16 protein-coding genes, 2 tRNA genes and 1 pseudogene are annotated in these 17042 nt (G+C 68.5%); 14 read left to right on the top strand and 5 right to left on the bottom strand.

Annotated elements, in window-relative coordinates; all coding sequences use genetic code 11:
* Positions 1 to 29: 29 nt before the first annotated feature.
* Positions 30 to 650: a tetratricopeptide repeat protein gene (locus RM445_RS25755; protein WP_311559437.1), complete on the bottom strand. Its 621-nt coding sequence runs from the start codon at positions 648 to 650 to the stop codon at positions 30 to 32.
* Positions 651 to 946: 296 nt separating this feature from the next.
* On the opposite strand from RM445_RS25755, the gene RM445_RS25750 reads away from it, so the two are divergent.
* Positions 947 to 1102, top strand: a complete 156-nt coding sequence (locus RM445_RS25750; protein ID WP_311559436.1) for a PNPOx family protein — start codon at positions 947 to 949, stop codon at positions 1100 to 1102.
* On the top strand, positions 1099 to 1344 hold the full coding sequence (locus tag RM445_RS25745; protein ID WP_311559435.1) for a PNPOx family protein: 246 nt from the start codon (positions 1099 to 1101) through the stop codon (positions 1342 to 1344). Before RM445_RS25750 ends, RM445_RS25745 begins: the two co-directional genes overlap by 4 nt.
* Before the next feature lie 19 nt (positions 1345 to 1363).
* Here the strand turns inward: RM445_RS25745 and RM445_RS25740 are convergent.
* Positions 1364 to 1440 (bottom strand) — tRNA-Pro (locus tag RM445_RS25740).
* A gap of 345 nt (positions 1441 to 1785) precedes the next feature.
* Here RM445_RS25740 and RM445_RS25735 point away from each other — a divergent pair.
* The 4 genes from RM445_RS25735 to RM445_RS25720 all read left to right on the top strand — a co-directional run bounded on the left by RM445_RS25735 (position 1786) and on the right by RM445_RS25720 (position 10611).
* Positions 1786 to 6990, top strand: coding sequence for a glutamate synthase-related protein (locus RM445_RS25735; protein ID WP_311559434.1), 5205 nt, complete (start codon positions 1786 to 1788; stop codon positions 6988 to 6990).
* Entirely contained in the window at positions 6987 to 8747 is a 1761-nt protein-coding gene (locus RM445_RS25730; protein WP_311559433.1) for a sulfite reductase subunit alpha, read from the top strand. The genes RM445_RS25735 and RM445_RS25730 overlap by 4 nt, the downstream gene beginning before the upstream one ends.
* A gap of 174 nt (positions 8748 to 8921) precedes the next feature.
* Positions 8922 to 8992, top strand: a tRNA-Gly gene (locus RM445_RS25725).
* A 164-nt stretch (positions 8993 to 9156) separates the two neighbouring features.
* Entirely contained in the window at positions 9157 to 10611 is a 1455-nt protein-coding gene (locus RM445_RS25720) for a tyrosine-type recombinase/integrase (protein ID WP_311559432.1), read from the top strand.
* Here RM445_RS25720 and RM445_RS25715 read toward each other — a convergent pair.
* Positions 10593 to 11360 (bottom strand): hypothetical protein, encoded by a 768-nt coding sequence (locus RM445_RS25715; RefSeq protein ID WP_311559431.1) that lies wholly within the window; start codon positions 11358 to 11360, stop codon positions 10593 to 10595. The genes RM445_RS25720 and RM445_RS25715 overlap by 19 nt on opposite strands.
* Positions 11361 to 11921: 561 nt before the next feature.
* Here RM445_RS25715 and RM445_RS25710 point away from each other — a divergent pair.
* The 4 genes and pseudogenes from RM445_RS25710 to RM445_RS25695 all read left to right on the top strand — a co-directional run bounded on the left by RM445_RS25710 (position 11922) and on the right by RM445_RS25695 (position 13191).
* Positions 11922 to 12149 (top strand): hypothetical protein, encoded by a 228-nt coding sequence (locus tag RM445_RS25710; RefSeq protein ID WP_311559430.1) that lies wholly within the window; start codon positions 11922 to 11924, stop codon positions 12147 to 12149.
* 46 nt (positions 12150 to 12195) lie between these two features.
* Positions 12196 to 12429 carry a GntR family transcriptional regulator gene (locus RM445_RS25705; RefSeq protein ID WP_311559429.1) on the top strand — a complete coding sequence of 78 codons (234 nt, stop codon included), beginning with the start codon at positions 12196 to 12198 and terminating at the stop codon, positions 12427 to 12429.
* Positions 12430 to 12606: 177 nt separating this feature from the next.
* Positions 12607 to 12903 (top strand): annotated as a pseudogene (locus RM445_RS25700) (HD domain-containing protein); the annotation flags it as partial.
* 6 nt (positions 12904 to 12909) lie between these two features.
* Entirely contained in the window at positions 12910 to 13191 is a 282-nt protein-coding gene (locus RM445_RS25695) for a hypothetical protein (protein WP_311559474.1), read from the top strand.
* Here the strand turns inward: RM445_RS25695 and RM445_RS25690 are convergent.
* Both RM445_RS25690 and RM445_RS25685 read right to left on the bottom strand, forming a co-directional pair.
* A complete protein-coding gene (locus tag RM445_RS25690; RefSeq protein WP_311559428.1) occupies positions 13173 to 13643 on the bottom strand; it encodes an NUDIX domain-containing protein in 471 nt (156 codons plus the stop codon). The genes RM445_RS25695 and RM445_RS25690 overlap by 19 nt on opposite strands.
* Positions 13644 to 13652: 9 nt before the next feature.
* Positions 13653 to 14063: a DUF5919 domain-containing protein gene (locus RM445_RS25685; protein ID WP_311559427.1), complete on the bottom strand. Its 411-nt coding sequence runs from the start codon at positions 14061 to 14063 to the stop codon at positions 13653 to 13655.
* A gap of 364 nt (positions 14064 to 14427) precedes the next feature.
* Between RM445_RS25685 and RM445_RS25680 the strand changes: the two genes are divergently transcribed.
* The 4 genes from RM445_RS25680 (at position 14428) to RM445_RS25665 (ending at position 16870) form a co-directional block, all read left to right on the top strand.
* A complete protein-coding gene (locus RM445_RS25680; RefSeq protein ID WP_311559426.1) occupies positions 14428 to 15669 on the top strand; it encodes an IS256 family transposase in 1242 nt (413 codons plus the stop codon).
* A gap of 312 nt (positions 15670 to 15981) precedes the next feature.
* A complete protein-coding gene (locus tag RM445_RS25675; protein WP_311559424.1) occupies positions 15982 to 16275 on the top strand; it encodes a helix-turn-helix domain-containing protein in 294 nt (97 codons plus the stop codon).
* The gene (locus tag RM445_RS25670) at positions 16272 to 16613 is read left to right on the top strand and encodes a hypothetical protein (RefSeq protein WP_311559422.1); all 342 of its coding nucleotides are present in this window, start codon (positions 16272 to 16274) and stop codon (positions 16611 to 16613) included. The genes RM445_RS25675 and RM445_RS25670 overlap by 4 nt, the downstream gene beginning before the upstream one ends.
* A gap of 17 nt (positions 16614 to 16630) precedes the next feature.
* Positions 16631 to 16870, top strand: a complete 240-nt coding sequence (locus RM445_RS25665; protein ID WP_311559421.1) for a hypothetical protein — start codon at positions 16631 to 16633, stop codon at positions 16868 to 16870.
* Positions 16871 to 17042: the final 172 nt, after the last annotated feature.

The raw sequence follows: 17042 nt of genomic DNA, 5'->3' as shown, positions 1-17042 counted from the left end.
GTGCCCGTCGTTCGGGGGTGGGGTCGGCACTAGACCTCCCGCCGGAGGAGGCCGTTGGACTCCCCGCAGTCGAGGAGCGCCAGCGTGTGTTCGTGATCGACGCCGAGCACGGTCTCGGCGTCGCTCATCGCGGAGGAGACGAGGCCGTGGGCGACGGTCAGGTGACCGGCCGCCGCCATCGCCAGCGCGAGCCCCATGCGTGAGGTGAGGGTGTCGGCGTGCTCGGGCCCCAGCGCCCGGCTGCGCTGCACCGCGACCTGCTTTGCCAGGTCGACCGCGGTGTCGACGTCGCCGTTGATCCGGTGCGCGACCGCCAGGGCGTTGCGTGCGGTGAGCGTCTCCGGGTGGTCGTCGCCGAAGACCCGCACGCGGGCGGCGAGATTGCCGGCGATCAGCTTGATCCCCTTGCGCCGGTTGCCGGACGCCACGTAGGCCACCGCGAGATTACCGGCGACGATCAACGTGTCGGGGTGGTCGCTGCCCAAGGTCGAACGGCACGAGGCGAGCGCCTGCTCGAACAGCGGCACGGCCTCGTCGTGCCGCCCGTTCTCGAAGAGCTGTACCGCCGCGCTGTTGCGTGCCGCCGACTCCCGCACCCGAGCCTGGGCGATCGGGTTCAGTGCCGGGGCGTCGGTGTCGTGCGTAGGCACACGCGGCTGGGGTACCCGGGTCATCGGGTCGCCGTTGACCGTTGACTCCGAGTGACCAGGAGTGACTGAAGTCATGGTTCCGTCCGGTCGTGCGGGGCCAGGCTGTGAGTGGTCCCAGGCTGCATGGGGATACCCGAGACGAAGGACAGACGCTAGCGCATGGTCCACGCAGAGTAGTTCGACGGTCGAGAACATCACTCCGCTGGGTGACGCCGGTCGCGTATCCGTCACACGGGCGGCGGTGCCGGCCTGTGCAGAGCGCCGGTCTCCGGCTCGGTCGGACGTACGGTGTCCGGGTGACCGTGCTGGCGACGATCGACGACGTGGCGGGCGAGCGCTTCGTCTCCCTGACCACCTTCCGTCGTGACGGAACACCCGTCGCGACACCGGTGTGGATCGCCCGTGACGGCGACGCGCTGGTGGTGACCCGCCGTCGGACAGCGGAAAGGTGAAGCGGCTGCGCCGCGATCCCCGCGTCGAGCTGCGGTCGTGCGACCGCCACGGTCGGGTGCCGGAAGGAGCCGCGCCGGTGGCGGGCGTGGTGGAGGTGGTGGCTTCCGAGGCTCGGCACGTCGCGGCGCTGCGGCGCAAGTACGGCATGGAGTACCGGATCATCACGGCGGTCGAGCGCCTGGTGCGCGGCCGACGGCAGCGGGTGATCCTGCGGATCAGTCTCGATCAGCCGACGTCCTGACCGCTCCGCGTCGTCGATCTGGTCGGGGTGACCGGATTTGAACCGGTGGCCCCTCGCTCCCAAAGCGAGTGCGCTACCAAGCTGCGCCACACCCCGTCCGCCGCAGTCTACGGACCTCGGAGTGAAGTGGGGCACGTGGGCGACCGCCGACGGGTGGTCATCAGGCTGACGACGCTCGTGTCACCAGCACGGGAGCCGCCGACGACATAGTCTTGTGGTCTGCAAGGTGGCAGCGCCGACGTGTGCCCGGACGGTTCGAGGGCCGCGGACAGGCGGGAAGGTCCACGGCTGCCGCCTCGTGCGCTGTCGCCGATCGCCTCGCTGCCTGCCGCGCCCCCATCGATCCACGCCGCTCCAGACTGTCACGCGGCGGCAGGACCGAGACATTGCGACTCGTGGGGCTGAGAACGGCGCGCCCCCGCACCGAGGGAGAACGTGCTGGTGAGAAGCCCGGAGCGCCGAGGACTCTACGACCCCTCCGACGAGCGGAGCAGCTGTGGCGTCGGCTTCCTGACCCGCAAAGACGGCACGCCGAGCCACGAACTCATCGAGATGGCCCACGAGTCGCTGTGCGCGGTGCCCCACCGCGGCGGGATCTCGTCGGAAGGCGTCGGTGACGGCGGCGGGGTCTGGATCGACCTGTCCACGAGGTTCTTCCGCAAGCTGACCGGTCGCGACGACCTGGAGCCCCGCCTCTTCGGGGTCGGCAACTTCTTCGTCCCCGCCGGGCCGGACCTGCGGGCCGACCCGGCCCAGCTGCCCGTCGTCGACGGGGTGATCGCCGAGGCACTCGAGGAGCACGGCCTGACCCTGCTCCTCGTGCGCGACGTCCCGATCGACGAGAGCGGCATCCGGCCGGCGGCGCGCCGTTACCAGCTCCCCATCCGGCAGTGGGTGTTCGTCCCGCAGCCAGGCGTGGAGACGCGCGAGTTCGACCAGGCGGTCCACCGCTGTCTGCTGGCCATCGAGGCCCGCGCCTACACCGAGCCGGATCTCGAGGGGCTCTACCCGATCTCGTTCTCCGCGCGCAACCAGGTGCTGAAGGGCCGGCTCATCTCCGGCGAGGTCATCCGCTACTTCCCGGACCTCGCCGACCCCGACCACGAGGTCCGCACCCTCTACTTCCACACCCGCTTCTCGACCAACACCGACCCGCACCCGACGATGGCGCAGCCGTTCCGCTTCATCGCGCACAACGGCGAGCTCAACACCGACCGGAAGAACCGGATCGCCGAGAACACCGTCGCCCGGGCCCGTGGCAAGGTCATCGTCCGGCCGCGCGGGCAGTCCGACAGCGCGCGGCTGGACCAGACGATCGAGTCACGAGTGGTGGAGGACGGCGTCGACCTGGTCACCGCCGTCGTCTCGATGATGCCCCCGGCCTGGGAGAACGACGAGCGGCTCGCGCCCGCGGTCCGCGCGATGCTGGAGTACTTCTCGCTGCGCGAGGAGAAGAACGACGGGCCCGCCGCGCTCGTGTTCGCCGACGGCGACGTGGTCGGCGCCCGGCTCGACCGGTTGGGCCTGCGCCCGCTGCGCACCGTCGAGACCGACGAGTACCTGTGCATCACCTCCGAGGCCGGGCAGATCGCCTTCGACCCGGCCACGGAGCGTCGCCGCGGCCGGATCGAGGCCGGCGGGATGCTCTACTTCGACCACCGCGACGGCAAGGTCCGGGGCACGGTCGCGACGCTGGAGATGCTCGCCGCCCGGCACGACTACGCCGCCCTGCTCGACCAGGCGCGGATCCCGCTGGCCGACCTTCCCGAGCTGCCGGCGGACAAGCTGGGCTCGCCGCTGCGCTACCGCGGCGACCTGGCCCGCTTCCAGCGCTACGTGGCGTACTCGCTCAACACCGAGAGCTTCCGCTTCCTGCTCGACCCGATGCTCGCCAGCGGGTCGGAGCGGGTGTCGGCGATGGGCTACGGCAACGCGATCAACGTGCTGTCGGGCCGCGAGGGCGGCATGGCGAAGTTCTTCACGCAGCGCTTCGCCCAGGTCACCAACCCGCCGCTGGACAGCGTTCGCGAGTCGGACGGGATGACGTTGCGGGTCGCGCTCGGCGCCAAGCCGGACCGGCCGGACTCGCCCGCGGTGACCTCGGCGGGCCGCCAGATCACCGTCGAGACCCCGATCCTGTCGCACCTGGACATGGTCAAGATCCGGGAGCAGCGGGAGACGGCCGTGCGTCGCTTCGAGCTGCTGTTCACGCCGGACCCGAGCCCGACGGTGCTGCAGGCGGCGATCGACAAGCTGGCCGCGGACATCGTGGCGTTCGCCCGCGAGCAGGGCGGCATCGCCGTCATCACCGACCGGCACGTCTCCCGCGCGCGTGCGGCGATCCCGGTGGTCCTCGCGGTCTCGGCGATCAACCAGGCGTTGATCGACGCCGGGTTGCGGCTGCGTGTGTCGGTGATCGCCGAGAGCGGGCAGATCTCGTCGTCGCACCACGTCGCGGCGGTGCTGGGGTTCGGCGCGTCCGCGGTGTACCCGCTGGCGGTGCAGCTGCGGGCCGAGGAGCGCTTCGGCGAGCAGGGCGCCGACGGCGCGTTCGACCGGTTCCGCAAGGCCGCGCAGAAGGCCCTGATGAAGACGATGGGCCGGGTCGGCCTGTGCACCGTTGAGAGCTACATCGGCGGCGAGTTCTTCGAGCCCGCCTACCTCGACACCGACGACCCGGTGATCGCGCGCTACTTCCCGAACCTCCGGAGCCCGGTCGGCGGCGTCGGCTTCACCGAGATCGCCCGCGAGTCGGCGGCGTGGCACGAGAAGGCGCTGGCCGTCGAGGGCGAGTCGGACATCCCGCTGCTCGGCCTGTTCAAGGAGCGCAGCGAGGGCGCGGGGCACTCCTACGGCGCCGCCGCCGTCCGCGGGTTCACCGGGATGACCGACGAGAAGCTCGCCTTCGACGGCACGACCGGCGAGGACGCCCTGCGCCTGCTCACGCTGAACCGGCTGGAGGACGCCTTCGGCCTCGACGACGAGGCGTACCAGGCGACGACGCTGCGCGAGCTGACGCCGGACGAGATCGACCGCTTCGAGATCACCCCGGGCTACCGCGACTTCGTGCGGACCATGACCGAGGAGCGGACGCGGCGCCCGGCGGCGCTGCGTGACGTCCTGGCCCACCGGCCCGCCGGTCCGCCCCTCCCGCTGGCCGAGGTCCAGCTCGCCTCGGAGATCACACGGATGCTGGCCTCGGGTGCGATGAGCCACGGCGCACTGGTCGCGTCGGCGCACGAGGCCGTCGCGCACGGCATCAACATGGTGGGCGCCATGTCCAACTGCGGCGAGGGCGGCGAGCACTTCTCCCGCTACGGCACGATCCGCGGCTCCCGGATCAAGCAGCTGGCCTCGGGCCGGTTCGGCGTCTGGGCCGGCTACCTGGCCGACCCGATGCTCGAGGAGCTCGAGATCAAGATCGGCCAGGGAGCCAAGCCGGGGGAGGGCGGCCAGCTGCCCGGCCCGAAGGTGACCGTCGACATCGCGGCGGCCCGCGGCGCCACGCCGGGCGTCGAGCTGATCTCGCCGCCGCCGCACCACGACACCTACTCGATCGAAGACCTCGCGCAGCTCATCCACGACTGCAAGGCCGCGGGCGTGCGGGTCGTCGTCAAACTCGTCTCGAGCGAGGGCATCGGCACCATCGCGGTCGGCGTCGCCAAGGCGGGCGCGGACGTCATCAACGTGGCCGGCAACACCGGCGGCACCGGTGCGGCGTCGGTGACCAGCCTGAAGTACGCCGGCCGCTCGGCGGAGCTGGGCATCGCCGAGGTGCACCAGGCGCTGTCGGCCAACGGGCTGCGGCAGAAGGTCGTCCTGCGCTGCTCGGGGGCTCATCAGACCGCAGGTGACGTCGTCATCTCGGCCCTGCTCGGCGGCGACAGCTTCGAGTTCGGCACCACGGCGCTGATGATGCTGCGCTGCGTGATGGCGAAGAACTGCAACGTCAAGTGCCCGGCGGGGATCACCACCAACTCCGAGGTCTTCGACGGCGACCCGCGGGCGCTCGCGCAGTACCTGCTCAACATCGCCCACGAGGTCCGCGAGATCCTCGCCGACCTCGGCCTGCACAGCCTGCGCGACGCCCGCGGCCGAACCGACCTGCTGGAACTCGTCGAGCACCCGTCGCTGGTCGGGACGCTCGACCTGTCCCGGATGCTGGCCAAGCTGCCGGAGCAGATCATCGACGAGCCCGTATACCTGCAGTCCGACTACGGGACGGACGACGCCTTCCTCGACGAGATCCGCGCGGCGCTGGCCGGCTCCCGGCGCATCGAGCTGGGGCCGATGCACGTCCGCAACAACAACAAGTCGCTGGGCGGCCGGGTGGCCGTGAGCATCGAGCGGATGCTCAACCACGAGGGCGTCGACGCGGCGGCCGCGTACGCCGACTCCCGCGGGCGGCGCTTCCTGTCCGACGGCACGGTGAACATCACCACCCACGGCTCGGGCGGGCAGTCGTACGGCCTGTTCTGCAACGACGGCATGGTCATGACGCACACCGGCACCGCCAACGACGGGGTCGGCAAGGGCATGTGCGGCGGCACCATCGTCATGCGCACGCCGGGCGGCGGTGACGCGGCACCGGGCGGCAACGTGCTGATCGGCAACTTCGCCCTGTTCGGCGCCACCGGGGGGCGGCTGTTCGTCGCGGGCGAGGCCGGCGACCGGTTCGCCGTGCGCAACTCCGGGGCGACCGCCGTCGTCGAGGGCGTCGGCGACTTCGGCTGCGAGTACATGACCAACGGCGCCGTCGTGAACCTGGGCAGCTTCGGCAAGGGCCTGGGCAACGGCATGAGTGGCGGCTTCCTCTACCAGTACGACCCGGCCGGCGACGCCGCTGCCTGGATGTCCACCGACTCACTGGTGCTCGGTCGTGTGGCGGACGTCGACTTCCACGAGCGCGCCCTGCACACCCTGCTGGCCGCGCACGTCGAGGCCACCGGCTCGGTACGCGCCACGCGCATCCTGGAGAACTGGGACACCGAGCGGGAGCACTTCCTCTACGGGATGCCCCGGGCGCTGCTGCTCTACCAGGACACCGAGGAGATCCTGAAGGGGCACTCGCGCAAGGAGCTGCTCGACGAGCTGGCGACCGCGCTCGCCGCGCACCAGCTGCGCCGCTACAAGCAGCACTTCCGCGACGGCGAGCCGGTCAGCGGCGGCGCGGTCCCCGGATACGGCGACGCGGGCAGCGAGGAGATGTTCGCGCTGCTCAACAACTACACGGTGCTCAGCCTCGCGCAGAACGTGGCGATGCTGCGGGTGCAGGGTGCGACCGGACCGGAGGATCCACGGGTCGCGGACGCCACCCGCAAGCTCCTGCTCACCGAGGACTACGCGGTGGCCACCCGGATCCAGCGCTACGCCCGCGAGGCCGTCGACGGCTACTCCGACCCGGACCTGGCCGCGCTGATCTCGGTCAAGCGGGTGGGCGACTACAAGGAGGCGCTCTCGCGGCGGAACGTGCTGTCGGTCGACGCGCCGGGCACCTACGGCTGGATCCTGCACATCGACGCGCGCAACCGGGAGGCGCTGGGCCGCATCCCCGGTTTCGAGGAGCTGTTCGCGGCGCAGTCGGTGCCGGACGTCGCCGAGATGGCGCTCAAGGCTGGCACCCAGCGGACGGGGGCGCACGCGTGACCAGGACTCTCCCGACGGCGTTCGTCCCGGCGCCCTACATCCCGGCCGACGCGCCGTTCACGCCCGAGCAGCGGGTCTGGCTCGGGGGTTTCCTCTCCGGGCTGACGGCCAAGCTCAAGGCCGAGGAGGACAGCGGCCCGACCCGGCCGCCCGTGTCCGTGCTGCACGGCAGCCAGACGGGCAACGCCGAGGGACTCGCGAACGACCTCGCCGGCGCGCTGAAGGCCCAGGGCGTACCGGTCTCGCTCAAGAGCCTCGGCGACGTCGCCGTCGACGAGGTGCCCGCGATGGGACGGGTCCTCGTCATCTGCTCCACCTATGGCGAGGGGGAGATGCCCGACAGCGCCGAGCTGTTCTGGGACGGCTTCCGCGAAGAGGCCATGCCCCGGCTGGAGGGCCTGCAGTTCGCCGTGCTGGCGCTCGGCGACACCGGGTACGACGACTACTGCCAGGCGGGCAAGGACATCGACACCCGCTTCGAGCAGCTCGGCGCCCGCCGGCTGATCGACCGGGTCGACTGCGACGTCGACTACGACGACCCGGCCGCCGCCTGGATCGCCGAGGCGCTGGCCGTGCTCGCCGACCTCGACGGCGCCGCCGCCACCGCGGCCGCGGCCGGCTCGGTCACCGAGGCGCCGGCGAAGAAGAAGTCGAAGTGGTCCCGGAAGAACCCGTACCGGTCGGTGCTCGCGGTGAGCAGGCTGCTGTCGGGCGCGGGGTCGGCCAAGGACATCCGGCACTACGAGTTCGCCCTCGACGACCCGGACCTGACCTACGCGGCGGGCGACTCGCTGGGCATCGTGCCCACCAACGACCCGGCCCTGGTCGGTGCACTCATCGAACACTTCGGTGTGGAGCCGGAGCACGAGATCGCCGGTCGCCTCCTGTACGAGGTGCTGACCTGCGACGTGGAGATCGTCACGCCGTCGAAGGACCTGCTCAACGAGCTCGCCCGCCGCGCCCCGGACAGTGACCTCGCCCGCGGTGTGCACAGCACGGACAAGACCGCGTTCGACCGCTGGTTGTGGGGTCAGGACGTGCTGGAGCTGCTGGAGGACGGCCCGCAGATCGCGCTGGAGGAGTTCCTGCCGCTGCTGCGCCCGCTGCAGCACCGGTCGTACTCGATCTCGTCGAGCCCGCTGGCCGCCCCGGGCCGGGTGGCGCTGACCATCGCCTCGGTGCGGTACAAGCGCGGCCGACGCGCGCGCGGCGGCGTCTGCTCTACGTTCCTCGCCGACCGGCTCGCACCGGGCGACACGGCCGGGATCTTCGTCGCGCCGAACAACTCCTTCCGCCCGCCGGCGGACGGCGACACTCCCATGATCATGGTGGGCCCGGGCACGGGTATCGCACCGTTCCGGGCGTTCCTGCAGCAGCGCCTCGCGACCGGGGCGCGCGGGCGCAACTGGCTGTTCTTCGGCGACCAGCACCGGGCGCACGACTTCCTCTACGAGGACGAGCTGATCCAGATGGGGGAGAACGGCCTGCTCGACCGCCTGGACCTCGCGTTCTCCCGGGACCAGGCGGACAAGATCTACGTCCAGACCCGGATGCGCGAGCACGGGGCGGAGCTGTTCTCCTGGCTGGCCGAGGGCGCGCACTTCTACGTCTGCGGGGACGCGACCCACATGGCGAAGGACGTCGACGCGGCGCTGCACGAGATCGTCGCCCGGCACGGCGGGATGGAACCCGACGACGCCGCCGACTACATCGCGACCATGCGGCGGGAGAAGCGGTACGTCCGCGACGTCTACTGAGTGCCGCCGCTTCCTGGGCGCGCCGTTGCGCAAGATCGCCATCAGCGGTGCGAAAGCCGCACCAGTGCAGCTCCGGCACCGGAACGGTGACCATGGACTTGCCCGGTCAAGGGGCACGGCGGCGGTCCCCCGCGGAGGTCCGCTAGAGTGGAACGTGCCCGGGAAACCGGGCATGCGGGCGTAGCTCAATGGTAGAGTCCCAGTCTTCCAAACTGGCTACGCGGGTTCGATTCCCGTCGCCCGCTCTGGCTTTGACCAGCAGCTTTGCTGAGCTTACAGCTCGGCGCCTCAGGTTCGTGACACCAATCGTGACACCAAACCTCGCTACGCTGCACAGATGGCGCCCCGAGTCCGGCGCCGCGAGCGTCCTCGCGGCAGCATCGACGTCTTGCCCAGCGGAGCTCTGCGGGTGCGCCTCTACGCCGGCCAGGACCCGCTTACCAAGAAGCGGCACACGCTCACCAAGACGATCCCGCCCGGTCCTGGAGCCGAGAAGCAGGCCGAGGCCCTGCTCGAGCGGATGCAGCGCGAGGTCGCGGACCGCACGGCGCCGAGGACGAGCGCCACCGTCGACCAGCTGCTGGAGCGTTACCTCGACCAGTTCTCCGGTGGGGAGAACACGCTGGAGCTATACCGCGGGCACATCCGCAACCACATCTCGCCGCTCCTCGGACAGGTGAAGGTCGGGCAGCTGACGCCGGAGACGCTCGACTCGTTCTATGCCGAGCTGCGCCGCTGCCGTGCTCACTGCGGCGGCAAGCGCCGCTTCGTCGACCATCGGGTCAAGGGCAACCACGAGTGCGACCATCGTTGCGGCCCGCACAGGTGCCGGCCACTGGCCCCGACGACCGTCCGCCACATCCACTTCATTCTGTCCGGCGCCTACAAGCGCGCCGTCCGCTGGCGCTGGTTGAGCGTGAGCCCGACGGAGCAGGTCGACCCGCCGCCAGCTCCGAGGCCGAACCCGCAGCCGCCGACAGCGGAGGAGTCCGCGCGGATCATCAACGAGGCGTGGCGCGATCCCAATTGGGGAGCTTTCCTCTGGGTTGCGATGACCACCGGGGCGCGGCGCGGAGAGCTATGCGCCATCCGCCGCAACTCGCTCAACCTCGATCCCGGTCGGGAGACGATCTGGCTCAAGCGAGCAATCCGTCGTAGTTCCAACGGCTGGGCCGAGGGTGGCCTCAAGACGCACCAGCAGCGACGGATCGCTCTCGATCTGGAAACCGTTGATGTGTTGCGGGACCACATGGACCGGTGCGCTTCAGAGGCCGCCGAGGCGGGCGTCGGATGGCCGGCCGACGCGTTCCTCTTCTCCGACTCCCCGGAAGGCTCGAAGTTCGCGACCCCGGACAGCGTCACCCAGCGGTACGCCCGCATGGTGGCGCGGCTGGGCATCGTTACAACGTTGCACAAGCTGCGGCACTACTCGGCTACGGAGCTGATTGCCGCAGGCGTCGATCCGCGAACCGTCGCAGGACGACTCGGTCATGGGGGTGGGGGGACGACAACGCTGCGGACCTACACGGCGTGGGTGTCGGAGTCCGATCAACGCGCCGCGCGCAATCTTGGCGCCAGAATGCCCCGACGTCCGGCGCAAGTCGACGAATTAACGCTTATCTGCGGCGAGCCGCGACACCCATATCAGGTTGTCGCTGTCGCGGTCGTCCGCCTCATCGAGGCTGGCGCGTTGCTTCCTGGGTGCTCGGTGCCAATAGCTGCTGACTTGGCCGATGAATACAACGTATCGATTGCGACGGCCAAGCGGTCATTACGGCTGCTCGCGGAATGGGGCCTGATCGCCCGCCACGGCAGGAATGCGCTCGTCGCGTTGACGTCGGCACACTACGGAGAATCCGAGTAGCGCTTCGAGAGCTGCCAGCTTTGTGCGCCACGTGGGCCTCCGGGATTCTTCTCAACCACGCCATCGCCTTCCAATCTATTGAGATTCCGTCGCATTCGATCAGTCGCGCAGTGGGTCAGTTCGGATAGCTCACGGACTGTTCGGGGCCTGCGCAACAAGTATAGAATTATTACCGAATCAGCCTCATCACGGTCTTTCAGCAGTTGCTCGACGTCATTATCGCGGCGGCGTGTGAGGTACGTTGAGACTAGATTTACCGCAAGCCCTAGTTCTGTGCCGAGTACGGCGATTAGTACTGTTCGAAGCTCTGGATCAGCAGAGACTAGGCCGAGCGACGATCCTGCTACACCTGTGGCGAGGAGTGCTAGAAGGGTCTGTCGCCACTTGGTTGTAACGACGGACGACGGCATCATGGTGGGTGTCGGACAGTAGCTGGTCGTGTCGCCCACTGTTGCAACAAGTTTAGCCAGAAGCTGGCTTATACTGCCGGATTCGTCCGGCATCTGCGCTAGCCGTAACATGGCGCTGTTGACCCGCTCTACCGCCAGATCGGGTGCAAACAATCCGACGCTGTACGTCTCGCCTACAATAAGCTCTGAGGACACATGAAACGATCTGAGCTTGGCATTCTCAGCAAGTATCCGCGTGGTCCACGACTGGCGATTGTCGTCCGGCGTCCGCAGTAGCAGTTCGACAAGATCCCTCGCTATCGGACGTGAAAGTACCGATTCTGCCAGCTGTATTGACATTAATCGTCGTTGGTCGGCCAGCTCCTCGCATCGCCGAGATTCGTCTGGGTTTCCTCGGCCATAGGCGTCGGCTGCGCGTCGAAGCATTCGCTCTTGCATCAGTAGGCCGTCCGCTTGCTGAGCTGCTTCTTCAGCTTGGCGACCCTTAGTCAAAGCGCGTTCGGCTAGAAGAGCTCGGACTGCGTTCCTGCCCGGCTCATGGCTAGCGATCGTGTATTCCCTTAGTGCGCGTTGTGCCGAGCCGTCGCTCGCCGACGATTGAGCTGTCAAGAGGTAAGCGTCTCCGAGGGCTCGCCGGAGAACGTTTCTTGTGGGTGGGTGCGTCACGGGAGGAAGTTGCTGTATAAACTCCTGTAAGACTGGGATTTGCTCGTCGACCGGAGTGCCTTGTAGCACGCTCACTAAGTGCTTGGCGTGCTGGATCTGAATGTAATCGCGAGCAGTGACTCCACAGAGTAGGGCATTCCACAGTAATTCGGGATCTGATGGCCGGTCATCTTGCATCTGAGTTGCAAGTCGGGCCCAGCGCTTTGATGCGCTCAAAGCAAGCTCGTGCCTTGCATGACCGTTCCCGTCGAGTCCGTAAAACTTGGCTGCGCGATGCTCAAGTTGGGCGATCTCAACCTGAGATTCCGCGAGTCGGGCAGCTGCATGGGTAAGTTCGGCTGCCTCCCTGTAGCGTCGCTCGCGAGCCAACTCGTCGCCCCGATCAAAAGCTTCCTCGTACTGTCGAGAAGGCATCTGCGCTCCCTAGTAGGCCGGATCATTAAACCGGCGGAACTCGGCTAGGTCTAGCCTGGGTTCGCCTGTGGCGCCGACCAGGAGGAAGCACATCGTGGCGCCGCGCGGCACCTACCGTCAGATTGCAAAGGAACTCCGCCAGCTCATCGACCGCGGCGACCTGCGGCCGGGCGACATGGTGTCCTCCGAGCTGGCGCTGGGCGAGGAGTACTCGGTGTCGCGGCAGGGCCGGGAGCGATCTCAAGACGCGCAGCAGCGACGGATCGCGCACGATCCACGGACTGCTGTCGACGTGCTGCACCAGTACATGGCGCGGCATGAACTTTAGGCTACAGAGCTGGGCGTCGGATGGTTGGGCTACACGTTCCTGCTTCTTATGGGGGTCGTTTCTAGTTCAGTAACGAGTGGATACTCTTTGTTCTACCACGGTTCGCCAGTGCCCCTGTACTCTTTTAGTTCGAAGACGCGTTAGGCCGCTGACGCTGCGGGCTTGGCGGGAGCGTTTGTGCTGTCGTATGATTATAGCGTGCGCCTCGTGCAATGGGCTACTGCTACCGCGGAGAAGAATCTGTGCATTTCGCTGCCACGTCGGTGGATCCACGTGCAGTCAGTCGCTGCAGAAGCGCGGCGAATCGCGCCAACCTTTGCCGACCCCGAAGTGCTTATTGCTGCCGCGGTGTTGCACGACGTTGGTTACGCTCCCAACCTTGCGGCGACGGGGTCTCACCCGATCGACGGCGCTCGGTTTCTGCAGACTCAGGACGCCCCGGCTCGACTCTGCGCCCTGGTCGCCCGTCACTCGTGTGCCGTGAAGGAGGCTGAGCTTCGAGGCTTCGCCGACGACTTCGCGGAATTCCCGGATGAGGAGACACCGGTGCGGGATGCCCTCTGGTACTGCGACATGGTCACTGGACCGGACGGCCAGCGGGTGGCAGTCGACGAGCGGCTCGCTGAGATCCAGAGCCGGTACGGCCCGGACAGCATCGTCGGCCAGTTCATCGACCTCGCGCGCCCCGAGCTGCTCGGTGCCGTCGAGCGAACAATCGAGCGCTACACGGCCGCCGGGATACCTCAGCCCAAGTACGGCTGAGGGTCGGCTCGCAGCCCGTCGTCGACCCGTACGCGCATCCTGGGGTGCATGGCGAGGCCGTCCAACGCGGCCGGTTCGACCCAGTGCACTTGCGTCGACTCGTCGCTCGTCGCCAGCTCACCCGACACAGGCCGCGCCCTTAGGCAGATCGAGAACTCCTGCCGCACCTCGCCATCGTCGTAGGCGATGACGTGCCCGGGGTGCGAGTAGATGCCGACGAGGCCAGTGATTTCAACCTCTACACCGGTCTCTTCCAGCGTCTCTCGCACGGCAGCAGCAGGTGTGGACTCGCCCACCTCCTGGCCGCCGCCCGGCAGCGCCCACAGACCGTTGTCGCCGCGCTCGATGAGCAGCACGCGGCCAGCGTCGTCCTGAACGAACGCGGTCACGCCGACGACCAGGCTGTTGGCCTTCGGCGCTGACGGGTCGTCGAGGTAGTCAGTCTTGGGCACCCGCCCTTGCTACCACTTCGGTGGCTTGGCCGTGTCCCAGACGCGATCGAAGCTCTGAACGTACGTCCCGAACAGGTCGCCTGCTGAGAGCCGGCGCAGGTGCATCGCCGGCGCGTGCGGAGCGGTGATGCCGAGGACGTGCGAGTTGACGATCATCTCGTCGTCGTAGCGGTAGATCGAGTTGTAGAGCGTGGTGGCGTGGCAGCGAATCTCGACACCCGGCTCGCCGTCGAGCTGGCGGACGAGCGCGAGCGCGTTGCGGATCTTCGCCGAGATCGCCATCTTGCCGATGCCCTCGTCTGTGCTACGTCGGATGACCTCGCGGCTGGTCGGGTCGCCATAGAGGAGCCGAACCCGGGCGCCAGCCGCGGCCTTCGCGCGTAGGGCTGGGATGAAGGCCGGGTCCTCTGTCAGGAACATCCCGACGTACACGAGGACGTCGACCCTCGCGGTCGCCGAGGTGAGCAGACGGCTCCACAGTTCGTGCGGGACGTCGTTGCGATGGGGGTAGAGCTTGACCAGCTCGGATTCGTCGACCGCTGCGGCGCCCTGCCGATCGAGAGCTTCGGGCCAAAGGTACCGCTCCGTCTCGTGCAGGAGCGCGGCGACTCGGCAGCGGTGCCTGCGGTAAGGCGCGCGACCCTGGGTGACCCACCGCTCGACCGTCGGCTGCGTCCACTGAGATGGTGTACGACGTCGTCGCTGATGGGCGGCGTGGCGTCGGGGATGGGTACGGCCACCGCGTGATCCTTCGAGTGCTTCGGTTCTCGAGGGAGGAGACGCGATGGCCGCGTCGAACAGTGTGAACGATGTGTCGGGCTGGTTGGACGAGCGGCTCGCCGCGGCGAGCCCGGATCTGCTCCGGTCGATGGTCAAACAGTTCGCCGAGACACTCATGTCGGCCGAGGCCGACACGGTGTGCGGCGCCGGCTACCGCGAACGCAGCGACGAGCGAGTGAACTCCCGCAACGGCTACCGATCGCGGGACTGGGACACCCGGGTGGGCAGCGTCGAGCTGGCGATCCCGAAACTGCGATCGGGTAGCTACTTCCCGGACTGGCTGCTGCAGCGCCGCCGACGGGCCGAGCAGGCCCTGGTCTCGGTCGTGGCCACCTCGTATCTGCTTGGGGTGTCTACGCGGCGGGTGGAGAAACTCGTCGCCCAGCTCGGGATCACTCAGCTGTCGAAAAGCCAGGTCAGTGAGATGGCCAAGAGCCTCGATGTCCAGGTCGAGGCGTTCCGGTCCCGCCCGCTCGACGCCGGGCCCTACACGTTCCTGTGGCTGGATGCGCTGACCCAGAAGGTCCGAGAACACGGCCGCACGGTGATCGTGCACGCCCTGATCGCGGTCGGGGTCACCGCCGACGGGCAACGCGAGGTCCTCGGGCTGGACGTGGTGTCGGGTGAGGACGGGGCCGGCTGGCTGGCGTTCCTGCGCGCCCTGGTCGCGCGCGGGCTGTCCGGGGTGGCTTTGGCGATCTCGGATGCCCACCCCGGACTCGTGGCGGCGGTGGAGGCGACCCTGCCCGGCGCTGGCTGGCAGCGATGCAGAACCCATTACGCGAGGAATCTGGCCAGCCGGGTGCCGAAATCGGCGCAGCCGTGGGTGCTGACGCTGTTGCGCACGATCTTCGACCAGCCCGACGCCGCGCAGGTCCACGCCCAGTTCGACCGGGTCGTCGACGCCCTGGCCGAGAAGTTCCCGCACGCCGCCGAGCACCTCGACGCCGCCCGGGCGGACCTGCTGGCGTTCACGGTGTTCCCCCGAGAGGTGTGGCGCCAGATCTGGTCGAACAACCCCCAGGAACGATTGAACAAGGAGATCCGCCGCCGCACCGACGTCGTCGGGATCTTCCCCGACCGCACCGCCGTCATCCGGCTGGTCGGGGCGGTCCTGGCCGAGCAGACCGACGAATGGGCCGAGCAACGCCGCTACATGGGCGTGGAGATCCTCGCCAAAGCCCGACAAGCCACGGCCCCGTCCGCACCGCAGGAGGTGGTGCCGACAACCGCGATCAGCGCTTAACGTGTCATCTCGAAGGACACGAGGTGGCCGCCCCCATCCACCACGTCCGTGGACGCAGCCCGACCGTCTTGGGGTCAACGTCGAGCTTCCTGGCGATGTCGTCTGTGCTGATACCAGCACGATTGAGTGAATCTCGGAGCCGTTCGTTCGTAGGCACGGCACCTCCGCAGGGACTTCTGAGGACGACTCACCATAGCAAGGACGTCTCAAGAAGTTCCGTCGTGTGGTGTGGAAGTCCATTCGATCTGTCGAGAGTAGGGAGTCGACGGACCCGAATGGTCGGGTGCGCGGACTCGACGGAGGTCGAGACGGATGGAGTCGCAGGAGCACTACAGCGGCAAGTTGACCCCCGGGCGTGCTATGCGAAAGGCGCGAGCGGTCGACGCGGCGCCGCGGTTCTACAGCGTCTCGCAGGTCGCGCGGATGTTTGGCATGTCAACGATGACGGTCTACCGGGCTATCGCCGCAGGGGAGTTCCCCGCAATCAAGGTTCGCGGTCGGCTCATCGTGCCTGCTAGTGCCATCGAGGCGATGGCGGACGCCGCGATCGCCGACCAAACCGTCGTCGACGCTGCTGGCTGGGTCCCGGAGCAGGTGGCCCGGTGAGCGGTGTCTTCGAGCACCTCGACGAGGTAGTGGAGCGCCTCGCTGATGTACGCGACGAGTTGCTCGCCGACGAACTCGCCAGCGACCGGGCGGCGCGGTTGGCAGAGGTCTTTGAGCTCGAGGCGTTGGCGTGGTCGCAGTTGTACGAGTTGGCGACCTTGCGGCTGGTGTGGCGGGCTGCCCTAGCAGCGGAGGCGGGTGCCCGAGCGAACGCGGCGCGGTGGGCCGGGAGCGCGGCGCGGGAGAAGCCGACCGAGCCTCAGCAGATGGAGAGCCACGTCGCCCGCTCTGCGGACGTGCACCCCTCAATAGCCCTGGTCAGCGTTGGTGGTGGGTGATGCAGAGCGTCGGCGCCTTGATCTTGTTCGCGATTCTCGGGTCGGTGATCTGTGCGAAGGCGCGGGTGGCGGGTGGGGCGGTCGTGTTCGCGCTGATCGCACTGGTGTTGTTCGTGTCCACCCCGGCGGGGCGGGCGTTGCCGGAGGCGGTGTCAGGTTTCGTCTCATCGGTGGATGGGGCGGCGACCCCGGCGCTGACCGAGCGCGAGCCCGCCCGTGCGCCGGACTCCGGGGACGACTCCGGACCTGTCGGCTGAAGCCCGACCTTCTGGAACAGGGCGTGTGCGCTCAGGGCCGCGCGGGCCGAGACAGCACATTGGATCCCACCCGCGGCGGGCGGGGTCGGCCCTCGGCGTAGCACGGCCGGTCTCCCGGTCAAGGGCGCTTCGCGTCGCTGCGCGACAGCCCTGGCGGGCTGCCCTGGACCGC

Origin of the sequence: Pseudonocardia charpentierae (assembly GCF_031845345.1) — a bacterium.
GTDB classification, from domain to species: Bacteria; Actinomycetota; Actinomycetes; order Mycobacteriales; family Pseudonocardiaceae; genus Pseudonocardia; species Pseudonocardia charpentierae.
This window is presented reverse-complemented; position numbering and strand designations above follow the sequence as displayed.

Bases quoted from the DNA above. Each gene is read 5' to 3' on its own strand.
- RM445_RS25675 (WP_311559424.1), top strand. From the start codon at position 15,982: ATGGAGTCGCAGGAGCACTACAGCGGCAAGTTGACCCCCGGGCGTGCT.
- RM445_RS25680 (WP_311559426.1), top strand. From the start codon at position 14,428: ATGGCCGCGTCGAACAGTGTGAACGATGTGTCGGGCTGGTTGGACGAG.
- RM445_RS25715 (WP_311559431.1), bottom strand. From the start codon at position 11,360: ATGTCAATACAGCTGGCAGAATCGGTACTTTCACGTCCGATAGCGAGG.
- RM445_RS25685 (WP_311559427.1), bottom strand. From the start codon at position 14,063: ATGTTCCTGACAGAGGACCCGGCCTTCATCCCAGCCCTACGCGCGAAG.
- RM445_RS25710 (WP_311559430.1), top strand. From the start codon at position 11,922: ATGACCGTTCCCGTCGAGTCCGTAAAACTTGGCTGCGCGATGCTCAAG.